The sequence below is a fragment of the Oxalobacteraceae bacterium OTU3CAMAD1 genome, from assembly GCA_024123915.1.
Lineage (GTDB): Bacteria > Pseudomonadota > Gammaproteobacteria > Burkholderiales > Burkholderiaceae_D > Rugamonas.
Window position 1 is genome coordinate 3,871,753 of record CP099650.1, and the last position, 12,623, is coordinate 3,884,375.

Here is a 12,623-nt window from a genome sequence, read left to right on the forward strand (position 1 = left end):
ATTACAATAAGGAAAGTGCATTCGTCAGCCAGTCTATCCCTTTGTTTTTATTTTCTGTACGAAAATGTCGGGATGGCAGGGATGGCCGTTGAAAGGCTTGAGATTTATCGTCTATCATGTTGAGCAGCCTCAATCCAAGCCATTATTTCGGAGCCTAAATGCAACTCGTCAGCTGTACGGAAGAACGCCACGCGCCAGCCATCCTCGCCATCTTTAACGACGCCATCGCCAACTCGACCGCGCTCTACGAGTACCATCCGCGCACGATGGAAACGATGAAGAACTGGTTCGCGACCAAGCGCGCCGGCGGCTACCCGGTCATCGGGTTGGAGGACGATGACGGCGAGTTGCTGGGATTCGCCAGCTACGGCGCGTTTCGCGGATTTCCGGCCAATAAATACTCGGTCGAGCACTCGATCTACGTGCGCGGCGACCAGCGCGGCAAGGGGCTGGGACGCACTTTGCTAAGCGCCATCATCGAGGCCGCGCGGCAGGCCGACCTGCACATTCTGGTCGGCGGCATCGACGCGGCCAACGCGGCCAGCATCGCCTTGCACGAGCAGTTGGGATTCGTGCACGCAGGCACTATTCGTCATGCCGCCTTCAAGTTCGACCGCTGGCTGGACCTGGCGTTTTACCAGCTCATGCTCGCCACGCCGGCGCATCCGGTGGACGGCTGAAAACCGGGCCGACTCGTCACCGACCTGCGCACGATGGCATGATCGTCTTGCAATTCCGCAGTTGCAGACCTATACTGCGCCGGTAGTCAGCTTCTGGTATCTGCAAATGATCGTTTGCAGATTTAAATGGGAAGCCGGTGCGTCGTTCCGCTGGAACGGCAATGCCGGCGCTGCCCCCGCAACGGTAAGCGAGGTCAAGGATTTGTACGATGCCACTGTGCGACTGCATGGGAAGGCGCAAATCCAGGTGTGTCCGCATGGATGCCCACTCGCCAGCCCGGAAACCAGCCAGTAGCGGTAAACACGTTTGTATTGCGGAGGGCGATACGGGTGGAGAACTGTCAGGGCTCGATCCGCACATCTTCGTTCCGGTCCTCCCTGGCGCCGCATTCGTCTCTCCCCTGGTCCATCTTCCGATACGAGCTTTTCGACCCCGTGGTCGTCGCCGCTTTTCGGAGAAACCAATATGTCCATCAATACCATCCACGCCGGCCAGGCAGATGCGCACGCCCGTCCCGTCGCACTGAAAGACAAACTGATTGCGGCCTTGATGGCAGCGAGCCTGGGCGCGGTGCTGTTGTTCGGCGCGGGGTTCGCGTCGATGGAAGCGCTGCATAACGCCGCCCACGACAGCCGCCATTCGGCGGGCTTCCCGTGTCATTGAGCCGTGCCTGGACCGGCGCGGGCGCCGGCGTGTTCAATCGCATGGTGCGCACCGCGGCGGCGGCCGGCCTGCTGGCCGGTTTGCTGCTAACCGGCGTGCAGCACTTGCAGGTGACGCGCATCATCGCGCAGGCCGAGGTGCTGGAATCGACGGGCGAAGCGGAGCCGGTGGTGCATACGCATGCCGACGGCGCGCAACACGTGCACGAAGCGGCACAAGAAGCGGGTCAAGAATCGCCCCATGAACACGGGGGCTGGCAGCCGGAGGACGGCGTCGAGCGCACGCTTTACACCGCGCTGGCCGACGTCAGCATGGCCGTCGGTTATGGCCTGCTGCTGGCCGCTGCCATCGGGTTGCGGGGACGGCCGGTCGACTGGCGTTCCGGCCTGTTGTGGGGCGCCGCCGGGTACGCGGTGTTCTTCCTGGCGCCGTCGATCGGATTGCCGCCGGAGCTGCCCGGCACCGCCGCCGCGCCGGTGGCTGCCCGCCAAGGCTGGTGGATCGCAACCGCGATGTCGACCGCCACCGCGCTGGCGATGTTGGCCTTCGGCCGTCATTGGGCGCTGAAGCTGGCGGCCGTGGCGTTGCTGGTGGTGCCGCATCTGGTCGGCGCGCCACAGCCGCTGGTCCATGCCAGCGTCGCGCCAGAACATTTGCAGCGTTCCTTCGTCTACGCCACGGCGCTCGCCAATGGCGTGTTCTGGCTGGTGCTGGGCGCGCTGACTGGCGTCTTCCACAAGCGCTTCGCCGAGCGATGAGAACCCACCACCGTCACATATTCATGTGCGTCGGGCCGCGCTGCGCGCCCGTCGAGGGACGCGCGCAGGCCGTGTTCGAGCGCATGGGCGAAATGATCGACGCCCACCCGGAGCTTGCCGTCAAGCGCACGCGCACCCATTGCATGGTGGCCTGCCGCTACGAGGGGCCGGTGATGGTGGTCTATCCGGAAGGTGTGTGGTACCAGCGGGTGAACGAGGCGAATGCGGAGCGCATCGTCAACGAACACCTGATCGGCGGGCGCGAAGTCGGCGACCTGGTATTCCATCGCCTTGGTGAAGGCGATACCTGCGCACCGGAACCCAAAGATGATTGAAACAACAGGCGGCCCCGCGCACATCGCGCTGCTGACGCATGCGTCCAACGATTTGACGGTGCTACACCAGGCGCGGGCGCAACTGCCTTCCGGCTTCGGTGGCGTGGCGGGCGTCAACCTGCAGTCGCTCGATGCGGATACCTCGATGGCGGCTTTGCTGGAGGGTGGCCTGCGTTCGGCGCGGGTGATCATCGTGCGCGTGCTGGGCAGGCTTGGCGGCGTTCCCGGATTTACGGAACTTGTGGATCACGCGCGCCGCCATGGCCGGCATTTGATCGTCGTCAGCGGCACCGGCGAGCCCGATCCCGAGCTGGCCGCCGTGTCGGCGGTATCGGCGGACGTGCTGCAGATGACATTGAAGTACTTCCAGGCCGGCGGCAGCGCCAATCTGGCGCAACTGCTGCGCTATCTGTCCGACCACCTGCTGTTGACCGGCTTCGGTTTCGAGCCCGCGCACCCGCTGCCGGAACACGGCATTTATCATCCCGACCTGGGGCCCGGCGCAGGCCTGGCCGATTGGCTGGCGCTGCGAGATCCGGCGCGTCCAAGCGCCGGCATCGTGTTTTACCGCGCCCACTGGATGAGCGGGAACACGCGCTTCATCGACGCCATGCTGGCCGCGCTGGAAGCGCGCGGCATGAATGTGCTGCCGGTGTTTACGTCGTCGCTGCGCGCAGGTGCAGGCGACGGCGGCAGCTTGCCCAGCGCGCTGCGCTATCTTGCCGATGCGTCGGGAGCGCACATCGATGTGCTGATCAATACCACCTCCTTCGCGATGGGCGAGATCACGCCGGGCGGCACTACGCCTGCGGGATGGTCCGTCGGCGTGCTGGAGGCGCTCGACGTGCCGGTGCTGCAGGCCATCGCCAGCGGCATGACCCTGGAACAGTGGAGCCAGTCGGCGCGCGGCCTCAATCCGCTCGATACGGCGATGAACGTGGTGCTGCCAGAGTTCGACGGCCGCATCATCACGGTACCGATGTCGTTCAAGGCGCGCGCGGCCGGCTTGCCGAACGAGGCGGTCGAGTACGACCCGGTGGCTGACCGGGTGGCGCGCATCGCCGGCATCGCCGCGCGTTTCGCGCGTTTGAAGCGCGTGCCCAACGCCGAGAAACGTGTGGCTTTCATGTTCACCAATTCGAGCAGCAAGGCTTCGCAGATCGGCAACGCGGTCGGACTGGATGCGCCGGCGTCGCTGATTCGCATCCTGGAGGCGATGCGTGCCGACGGCTACGATGCGGGTCAACCCACGGGTGACGGCACGGCGTTGATTCATGACCTGATAGCGCGCTGCTCCTACGACAATATCTACGTGACCGCCGAGCAGTTGAAGCACGCCGCCGGGCGGGTGCCGGCGGAGCGGTATGCGCAATGGTTCGCGGAGCTGCCGGTGTCGTTGCGGGACAAGATGACCGCGCAGTGGGGCGAGGCGCCGGGCGAGGCGTATGTTCATGACGGCCATTTGTCCCTGGCGGGAATCGAGATGGGCAATGTTTTCGTGGCCTTGCAGCCGCCGCGCGGCTATGGCATGGACCCGGATGCGATCTATCATCAGCCGGACCTGCCGCCGACGCATCATTACTACGCGCTGTATCGCTGGCTGCGGGACGAGTGGTGCGCCGACGCCATCGTCCACGTCGGCAAGCATGGCACGATGGAATGGCTGCCGGGGAAGGGTGTCGGCCTGTCCGAGGAGTGCTTCCCGGATGCGTTGCTGAGCGACGTGCCGCTGTTTTATCCCTTCATCATCAACGATCCGGGCGAGGGCTCGCAGGCGAAGCGGCGTGGCCACGCGGTCGTCGTCGATCACCTGACGCCGCCGATGACCACCGCCGACACGTACGGCGCGCTAGCCCAGTTGACGCAACTGGTCGATGAATACTATCAGGTCGAGGTGCTGGACCCCGCCAAGCTGCCGTTGTTGCAGCAGCAGATCTGGGAGCTGGTCAAACAGACCAATTTGAATTCTGATTTGCAGATGCGGCTACTGCATCACGATCATGACCATGATCACGATCATGGCCATGCGCACCATCATCATGACCACGACCACCATCACGACCATGACCATGATCATGGTGACGGCCTGCCGGCGGCACTGGCGGCGATGGGCGGCTCCGATGTGGCCCACCTGATCGAGGACCTTGACGGTTATCTATGCGAACTGGGTTCGGCTCAGATACGCGACGGCCTGCACATATTGGGCCGCTGCCCGGACGACGAACAGATGCCGGACATGCTGGTATCGCTCACCCGTTTGCCCAACCTCGACATCCCCGGTCTGCAATCCGAGGTGGCGCGGCTGTTCGGCCTGACCATGGAAATGCTGCTGGACCAACAGGCGCGTCGTTTGAATGTCGTGCCGGCGCTGGCACGGCTGGCCGGTCGCGCCGTCGTTTCGCGTGCCAATGCGCTGGACGCTGTGGATATCCTGTGCCTGCGTCTGTACGAAGAACTAAGCGCCCGGCGCTACGATCCGGCGCATATCGACGCGGTAATCGACAGGGTGTTCGGCGCCCTCGATACCGCGGCCGCCGCCACACCTTTGCTGCAGCCGGCCTTACGTGCGAAAGCCAATGTCCTGTCGCAGATGGGCAAACCGCGCGCCAAACCGGCGGAGTCGCGTCCACAATCGCTTGCAACCGCCGTCGCAAGCGGCCCTGCGCGCTTCGACGCCATTCGCCGCATCCTTGGTTTTGCTTGCCGCGAGCTTGTACCGAACCTGGCCCGCGCGACCGACGAAATCGATAATTTGTTGAATGGCCTGTCAGGCCGCTACGTGCCGGCCGGCCCGAGCGGCTCGCCGACGCGGGGCATGGCGCAGATTTTGCCGACCGGCCGCAATTTCTATTCGGTCGATCCGCGCAGTGTGCCGTCGCAGTCGGCGTGGCGGGTCGGCCAGCAGCTCGCGCGTGAAGTACTGGAACGGTATCAGCGCGAGAGCGGCGATTATCCGGAGAGCGTCGCCATCAGCATCTGGGGCACCAGCGCGATGCGCACCCACGGCGACGATGTCGCGCAAATCCTGGCGCTGCTGGGCGTGCGGCCGGTATGGCGTGCGGAGAGCCGCCAGGTCAGCGGCGTGGAGATCATTCCGCTCGACGAGCTGAAACGCCCGCGTATCGACGTCACCACCCGCATCAGCGGCTTTTTCCGCGACGCCTTCCCGCAATTGATCGATCTGATCGACGATGCCGTCAACCAGGTCATCGCGCTGGACGAACCTCCTACGCATAACTTCGTGCGCAAGCACTACCTGGCCGAGCTGGCGGACTGGCTTGGGCAGGGTGTCGATCGGGATGAAGCCGCGCGCCGCGCCGGCTATCGCATCTTCGGGGCCAAGCCGGGCGCCTATGGCGCAGGTGTGCTGCCGTTGATCCAGCATCGGAACTGGGATGCGGATGCCGATTTCGCCGAAGCCTACGTCAACTGGGGTGGCTACGCCTATGCGCGTGGCATGCAGGGCGCCGACCAGCGCGACGCCTTCCGCATGCGCCTGAGCGGGGTGCAGATCGCGCTGCACAACCAGGACAACCGCGAACACGATATTTTCGACAGTGACGATTACCTGCAATTCCACGGCGGGATGATCGCCACCATCCGCGCGCTGAGCGGCCAACAGCCGCGCCACTATTTCGGCGACAGCCACGATCCATCGCGCGCACAGGTGCGGGATCTGAAGGAGGAAACGCTGCGCGTATTCCGTTCGCGCGTGGTCAATCCCAAGTGGCTCGCCAGCATACAGCGGCACGGCTACAAGGGAGGGCTGGAGTTGACCGCGACGGTCGACTATTTGTTCGGCTACGACGCCACCGCCCAGGTCATGGACGACTGGATGTACGAGGACGTGGCGCAATCCTATGCCTTTGATCCGGCGATGAGGCAGTTCCTGCAGGACGCCAATCCCTGGGCGCAGAACGCCATCGCGGAACGTTTGCTGGAGGCCGCCAGCCGGGGCATGTGGGCGGAGCCGCGCCCGGAGACGCTGGACCAATTGCGCGAACTGTATCTGCGCAGCGAAGAACTACTTGAGGAACGCGGCGAGACCCCGCGTCATGGATAGGATGCGCCATATGAACTTTCCCTTCACCGCCATCGTCGGCCAATCGACATTGCGCAACGCGCTGATGCTGTGCGCGGTCGATCCGAGCATAGGCGGCGTGTTAATACGGGGCGACAAAGGCACCGCCAAGAGTACCGCCGCGCGCGCGCTGGCCGATGTCTTGCCGTGCATCGAGCGGGTACCAGGCTGCGCGTTCAATTGTGCCGCCGGCGCGCCGTGCGAGCATTGCGATGTGTGCGGCGAACGGGCGCCGGAATTGTCCGCCGTACCTTTCGTCACGCTGCCGCTGGGTGCGACCGAGGACCGGGTGCTGGGCAGCCTCGATATCTCGCGTGCGCTGCAAGGGGGGCAAAAGGCGTTTCAACCGGGCTTGCTGGCGTCCGCGCATCGGGGCCTGCTGTATATCGACGAGGTCAATCTGCTGGCCGATCATCTGGTCGACGTGCTGTTGGACGTCGCCGCCATGGGTGTCAACAGTGTGCAGCGCGACGGGCTGTCGATCCGCCATCCGGCGCGCTTTACGCTGGTGGGCACGATGAATCTGGAAGAGGGCGACTTGCGTCCGCAACTGCTGGACCGTTTCGGCCTGATGGTCGAAGTGACCGCGCCACGCGAGAAGACGGAAAGGTCTGAGGTGGTGCGGCGCCGTATCGCCTTCGAGGCCGATCCAGCGAGTTACCTCGAGCAGTGGCGCGACCAGCAGGATGCGCTGCAAAGCCGGCTGGCGACGGCGCAGGCTTTGCTGCCCAAGGTCGTGCTGGACGATGCCATGCTCGATCTGATCAGCCACCTGTGCTGTGAGTTCGACGTCGCCAGTCTGCGCGCCGATATCGTCATGCACAAGACCGCGCGCGCGCTTGCAGCGCTGGAGGGCCGCAAGGTGGTGGATTTGCGGGACATACGTGGCGCCGCCGAGTTGGTGCTGCCGCATCGCCGCCGGCGCAAGCCTTTCGAGCAGCCAGGCCTGGACCAGCAACGCCTCGACGATTTGATGCCGCAGGCGGCCAGCGAACCGCTGCCGTCGGAGCACACGTCCGGTGAGCATGGCGACGATGCGCCGGAGGACACACAGCCGGGCCAGGGCGACGATGAACAGGTATTTGCCGCCTCCGCCGACGGCGTCGCGCCGCGCATTGCAGTGGAAGCGACCACCAACGCCGCGCAGGCACAAGGACGCCGCAGTGCGGCGAATAATACGGCGCGCGGGCAGATGCTGCGCGCCGTCCCGAGTGAACAGCCGACCAGTATCGCCATCGGCGCGACGTTGCGCAGCGCGGCGTTGCGCGACCCCGCGAACATGCGCGTGGTCCGCGCCGACCTGCATCAGCAAGTCAAGACCGGCACCAGCGGCAACCTGATTGTATTCGTGGTGGACGCCTCCGGCTCGATGGCGGCGCAGCGCCGCATGGAGGCGCTCAAGGGCGCGGTGCTGAATTTGCTCACCGACGCCTACCAGCAACGCGACGAGGTGGCGGTCGTCGCCTTCCGTGGACACGACGCCCAACTGCTGCTGGCCCGAACCCGCAGCGTCGATCTGGCAGAGCGGAATTTGCGCGAGCTGCCGACCGGCGGTCGCACGCCGCTGCCACATGCCCTTCAACTGGCGCTGGAGGTTGTGGAGAGCGCGGGAAAAGTCGCGCAAAGCGGGCCGCCGCTGCTTGTGTTAATGACCGATGGTAAAGCCAACGTGCCGCTGGCCGACGCCGGCGACCCGTGGCGGGAGTCGCTGGAGCTGGCGGAAATGCTGTCCGAACGGCGCATTCCATCTTTGGTGATCGACACCGAAAGCGGCTATACGCGCTTCGGCCGCGCCGCGCGGTTGGCGGAGGCGCTGAAGGCGGAGTGCCTGACGCTGGAAGAACTGTCCGCCGACAACCTGGCGCTGACCGTGCGCGCCAGGCTGGCCGGCGCATAAAGAGATAACTTAGGAGTAGTTGCATGATCATTTGTATAGGTGCGGGGCCGGGCGACATCGGCTATCTGACGCAACGCGGCGCGCAGCTGATACGCGAGGCGGACGTCGTCGCCGGTTTCGAGGCCGTGCTCAATGTTGTGCGCAGCCTGATACCGGAGACCGCGAAAGTGGTCAGCATGGGCTATCGCGATCAGGTCGAACAGCTGGACAAGGTGGCGCTGGAACACCACGCCGGCAAGCGCTGTGTCGTCGTTTTCATGGGCGATATCCATTTCAGCGGCTTCCAGTACCTGGAACGGGTCGAGCGCGCCTGCGGCCATCCCGTCGAATCGCTGCCCGGCATCTCGTCGGCGCAGATACTCGCGTCGCGCGCTAAGGTCTGCTTCGACGAAACCACCTTCATCACCTTCCACCGCCGTGGGGACCTGGAACCGTTCAAGCGCCATCTGGTCCATGTGCTGCAAGATCAGCGCAACGCCATTGTCATTCCATGTCCATGGGATGCCGCGCGTTCGTTCATGCCGTGGCATATCGCCGCCTACCTGATCGAGCAGGGTATTCCGCCGTCGCATCCGACGGAGGTTTGGGAGAACCTGACGCGGGGCGAGGCCGAATGGCACGGCACGCTGGCCGAATGCGCCGAGCACCAATGTTCCGACATGAGCATCATGTTGATACGCACGCTGGCGCCTATGGACAGCCAGATCGAAGCGGCGCCGCTGAAATGACGGCAAGCGAGAAATTCGGCATCGAAAAGTTTGGCATCGTCATCGCCGGCCATGGCAGCCGCGATCCGGACGCCGTGCGCGAGTTCGAGGCGCTGGTGGAACTGGTGCGCGAACGCGCGCCGCAGGACGCGGTCAGCCACGGCTACCTGGAGTTCGCCAGCCCGACCATCGCCGAGGCGGTGGCGGACAATCTGGCGGCCGGCGCCCGCCAGGTCGCGGTGGTGCCTGGCGTGCTGCTGGCCGCGCGCCACGCCAAGAACGACATACCGGCCGAAATGCAGGCGGTGGCGCGCGATTATCCGGAGATCGACTTCCACTTCGGCGCGCCGATGAGCCTTGACCCCAAGCTGCTGCAGCTGGCGCAGGAGCGCATCGTCGCCGCCGAAGCGACGTCGTCGCAAACGATCAGGCGTTCCGATACCTGCCTGGTGGTGGTGGGGCGCGGCACGACCGACCCGGACGCCAATGGCGAAGTGGCCAAGCTGGCGCGCATGCTGGAGGAGGGCATGGGCTTCGGCACCGCCTACGTGTGCTACTCCGGTACTGCGCAGCCGCTGGTCGCGGATGGACTTCGCAGCGCGGCAAGGCTGGGCTATGCGCGCATCGTGGTGCTGCCGTTCTTCCTGTTCGACGGCGTGCTGGTGAAACGCATCTATGCGGCGGCCGACGACTTGCGCGAGCGCGAGCCCGGGCTGGAGCTGCTGAAGGCGGGCTACTTCGGCGTCCACCCCCTCGTCGCCGACGTGATGATCGAGCGGGCGCGCGAGGCCGTGGCGGGCAGGGCGGCGATGAACTGCTCGCTGTGCAAATACCGCGTGCAGATCGTCGGCTTCGAGCAGCAGGTGGGTGAACCGCAGCGCGCTCACCATCTCGCGGTGCGCGGATTGCTGGCGCAGGCGGATGCGGGCGGCGGGCAGCCGCCGGGTGCGGAACCGGTCTACAAACCCTACGATCCGCATCCGATCGAGGCGGAGAGCTTCCGCATCATCGCGGCGGGGCGTGACTGGTCGTCCTTCCCGTCGGATCAACTGACGGTGCTGCAACGCCTGGTGCATACCAGCGGCGATTTCGACGCCGTCAACGACATCTATTTTTCGCCGGGCGCCGTCGACAGCGGCATCCGCGCGCTGTTGCGCTGCAAGCGCGTTCTGACCGACGTGACGATGGTGCAGACCGGCCTGAAACGCGCGCTGCTGGAGGAACTTGGCATCGATACCTGGTGCGGCGTGCATGACCGCGAGACGCATCTGATGTCCGAACAATACGGCATCACGCGCTCGGCGGCGGGTATCCGGCGCGGCTGGGAGAAGTTCGGCAACGACGTGGTGGTGGCGATCGGCGACGCGCCGACGGCGATCTTCGAGGCGGTGCGGTTGATCCGCGACCATGGCTGGCGTCCGCAGCTTGTGATCGCACTGCCAGTAGGTTTCGTTGGCACGCGCGAGAGCAAGGACGCGCTGCGGCGTTGCCTGCAAGTGCCGCGCATCACCAACAGCGGCACGCGCGGCGGTTCGCCGTGGGCGGCCAGCGTCGTCAACGGCCTGTTGATCGATGGGCTGAACCAGCTCGCCGGATATGGCGCCGGATATGGCGCCGGAGATGATGCCGGCTGAACGCCAGCCTTTCGATCTGAGCGTGCCGGCCATGAATGGCCTGCGGCGCGGACGCACAACGGGCAGCTGTGCCACGGCGGCTGTCAAGTCCGCCCTGAATCTGCTGCTGCACGGCGAGCGTGACGCGCAGGTCGATATCAGCCTGCCCGATGGCGTGCATTATTTGACGGTGCCGATACAGCACGTCGATTGGCTGGACGGACAGGCGGTCAGGTCGGAGGTGCTGAAGGATGGCGGCGACGATCCTGACAACACGCATGGCGCCACCATCTTCGCCGAGGTGCGCCGCAACGCCGCCGGCGAGGTGCGGTTTTTTGCCGGGCGCGGAGTCGGCATCGCCACCGCGCCGGGGTTGCGCGTGGCGGTCGGCGAGCCGGCCATCAACCCGGTGCCGCGCCAAATGATGCGGCGGGCGGTGGACGAGGTGCTGGAAGACGCGATGGGCGAACCGGCCGATGCAGGCTTCGATTTGACCATCGGCTGCGAGGGCGGCGAGATCATCGCCAAAAAGACCTTCAATCCGAGGCTGGGCATCGTTGGCGGTATCTCGATCCTCGGAACGTCCGGGATCGTCGAGCCGATGTCGCTGTCGACCTGGATAGCGTCGATCGAAGTGTATGTGCGGGTAGCGCTGGCTGGCGGCCAGCAATGCGTCGCCTACCTGCCGGGAAAGATAGGCCGCGAGTATGCGCGCGATGTGCTGCGGCTGCCGGAGCAGCGCACCGTGCAGATCGCGAATTTTTTGGGCGATGCGCTCGACTTTACGCAATCGGCGCTGGCGGAGGATGACCGCACGCTGGACGTCTTGTGGCTGGCCGGCCATCCCGGCAAGCTGGCCAAGGTGCTGGACGGCGCCTGGGATACCCATTCCAGCAAGAGCAACATGGCCATGGGCGGTGTGGCGCGGGTGGCCGCGCAGTGGGGCTACTGCCCGGAAGTAGTGAACGATATTGAAACAGCAAATACAGTGGAAGCGGCAATGGAAAGATTAAAGCGGGAATCCGGTGCTCCGGCATTTTGGCGCGAGATTGAGCGCCGCATCGGCGAATTGGCGCACGCGCGCGTGCCTTCGGTCAAACGGCTTGAGGTGAGGTTGTTCGACCTGGCCGGCAATTTGCTCGGGGAGCGGGCATGAGCGGCGTCGGCACCCTGTGGGGCATCGGCGTCGGCCCCGGTCCGGCGGGCTATCTGCCGCTGGCGGCGCTGGAAGCATTGCGCCAGGCGGACCTGGTGTATGCCCCGCGTGCGCGCGGCGCGGCCGATTCGGTGGCGCTGCAATGCTTGGCCGGCACCGGGTTCGAGCCCGATGCCGGCAAGCTGCGCGAGATCGAATTCAATATGGACCCGGACCGAGCGGTGCTGAGCGAACATTATGCGCAGCTGGCGGACATGATCGCCGCCGAGCTGCGGTCCGGCCGCAATGTCGCCTACCTGACCATCGGCGACACGCTGACCTATTCGACCTACGGCTACGTGCTGGCGGCGCTGCGCGAGCGCATACCGGATCTGCCGCATCGCACCTTTCCGGGCGTGACCAGCTACGCGGCGGCGGCATCGGCGCTGTCATGGCCGCTGGGCGAAGGCAAGGAACGCGTGCTGATACTGCCGTGTCCAGAAACGCCGGAGGAGCTGCGGCGCGACATCGAGAGCCACGATATTGTCGTGCTGATGAAGGTTGGCGCGCGCCTGGGCTGGGTGCTCGACCTGCTGCGCGAGATGGACATCGCCCGGCATTGCGCGTTCGCCCGCCGTATCGGACTGCCGGGAGAGTTGCTGGCCTCCGGCGTCGGCGAACTGGTGGCCGACGAGGCGATGGGTTATCTGGCCACCTTGCTGGTGCGTCGCTCACCGCGAAAGGAACGTTGAG

At 65.2% G+C, this 12,623-nt stretch carries 10 protein-coding genes and 1 riboswitch; all 10 genes read left to right on the forward strand.

The features are described from left to right. Positions 1–158 precede the first annotated feature (158 nt). The 10 genes from NHH88_16835 to cobI all read left to right on the forward strand — a co-directional run bounded on the left by NHH88_16835 (position 159) and on the right by cobI (position 12,622). Complete coding sequence (locus NHH88_16835) at positions 159–680, forward strand: GNAT family N-acetyltransferase (GenBank protein ID USX11387.1); 522 nt, start codon at positions 159–161, stop codon at positions 678–680. 77 nt (positions 681–757) lie between these two features. After that, positions 758–988: riboswitch (cobalamin riboswitch) on the forward strand. 158 nt (positions 989–1,146) lie between these two features. After that, positions 1,147–1,344 carry a CbtB-domain containing protein gene (locus tag NHH88_16840; protein USX11388.1) on the forward strand — a complete coding sequence of 66 codons (198 nt, stop codon included), beginning with the start codon at positions 1,147–1,149 and terminating at the stop codon, positions 1,342–1,344. A 41-nt stretch (positions 1,345–1,385) separates the two neighbouring features. Further along, positions 1,386–2,102: a CbtA family protein gene (locus tag NHH88_16845; GenBank protein USX17356.1), complete on the forward strand. Its 717-nt coding sequence runs from the start codon at positions 1,386–1,388 to the stop codon at positions 2,100–2,102. Next, entirely contained in the window at positions 2,099–2,437 is a 339-nt protein-coding gene (locus NHH88_16850) for a ferredoxin (GenBank protein USX11389.1), read from the forward strand. The genes NHH88_16845 and NHH88_16850 overlap by 4 nt, the downstream gene beginning before the upstream one ends. After that, on the forward strand, positions 2,430–6,500 hold the full coding sequence (locus tag NHH88_16855; protein USX11390.1) for a cobaltochelatase subunit CobN: 4,071 nt from the start codon (positions 2,430–2,432) through the stop codon (positions 6,498–6,500). The genes NHH88_16850 and NHH88_16855 overlap by 8 nt, the downstream gene beginning before the upstream one ends. A gap of 1 nt (position 6,501) precedes the next feature. Then, on the forward strand, positions 6,502–8,415 hold the full coding sequence (locus NHH88_16860) for a magnesium chelatase subunit D family protein (GenBank protein ID USX11391.1): 1,914 nt from the start codon (positions 6,502–6,504) through the stop codon (positions 8,413–8,415). A 23-nt stretch (positions 8,416–8,438) separates the two neighbouring features. Continuing rightward, complete coding sequence (locus tag NHH88_16865) at positions 8,439–9,143, forward strand: cobalt-precorrin-7 (C(5))-methyltransferase (GenBank protein ID USX11392.1); 705 nt, start codon at positions 8,439–8,441, stop codon at positions 9,141–9,143. Then, positions 9,140–10,756, forward strand: coding sequence for a precorrin-8X methylmutase (locus tag NHH88_16870; GenBank protein USX11393.1), 1,617 nt, complete (start codon positions 9,140–9,142; stop codon positions 10,754–10,756). Before NHH88_16865 ends, NHH88_16870 begins: the two co-directional genes overlap by 4 nt. Continuing rightward, positions 10,743–11,891 (forward strand): cobalt-precorrin-5B (C(1))-methyltransferase CbiD, encoded by a 1,149-nt coding sequence (gene cbiD, locus NHH88_16875; GenBank protein ID USX11394.1) that lies wholly within the window; start codon positions 10,743–10,745, stop codon positions 11,889–11,891. Before NHH88_16870 ends, cbiD begins: the two co-directional genes overlap by 14 nt. Then, positions 11,888–12,622 carry a precorrin-2 C(20)-methyltransferase gene (gene cobI, locus NHH88_16880; protein USX11395.1) on the forward strand — a complete coding sequence of 245 codons (735 nt, stop codon included), beginning with the start codon at positions 11,888–11,890 and terminating at the stop codon, positions 12,620–12,622. Before cbiD ends, cobI begins: the two co-directional genes overlap by 4 nt. Position 12,623: the final 1 nt, after the last annotated feature.

Excerpts from the sequence above, each read along its gene's own strand:
- NHH88_16835 (USX11387.1), top strand. The coding sequence starts at position 159 with ATGCAACTCGTCAGCTGTACGGAAGAACGCCACGCGCCAGCCATCCTC.
- NHH88_16840 (USX11388.1), top strand. The coding sequence starts at position 1,147 with ATGTCCATCAATACCATCCACGCCGGCCAGGCAGATGCGCACGCCCGT.
- NHH88_16845 (USX17356.1), top strand. The coding sequence starts at position 1,386 with ATGGTGCGCACCGCGGCGGCGGCCGGCCTGCTGGCCGGTTTGCTGCTA.
- NHH88_16850 (USX11389.1), top strand. The coding sequence starts at position 2,099 with ATGAGAACCCACCACCGTCACATATTCATGTGCGTCGGGCCGCGCTGC.
- NHH88_16855 (USX11390.1), top strand. The coding sequence starts at position 2,430 with ATGATTGAAACAACAGGCGGCCCCGCGCACATCGCGCTGCTGACGCAT.
- NHH88_16860 (USX11391.1), top strand. The coding sequence starts at position 6,502 with ATGCGCCATATGAACTTTCCCTTCACCGCCATCGTCGGCCAATCGACA.
- NHH88_16865 (USX11392.1), top strand. The coding sequence starts at position 8,439 with ATGATCATTTGTATAGGTGCGGGGCCGGGCGACATCGGCTATCTGACG.
- NHH88_16870 (USX11393.1), top strand. The coding sequence starts at position 9,140 with ATGACGGCAAGCGAGAAATTCGGCATCGAAAAGTTTGGCATCGTCATC.
- cbiD (USX11394.1), top strand. The coding sequence starts at position 10,743 with ATGATGCCGGCTGAACGCCAGCCTTTCGATCTGAGCGTGCCGGCCATG.
- cobI (USX11395.1), top strand. The coding sequence starts at position 11,888 with ATGAGCGGCGTCGGCACCCTGTGGGGCATCGGCGTCGGCCCCGGTCCG.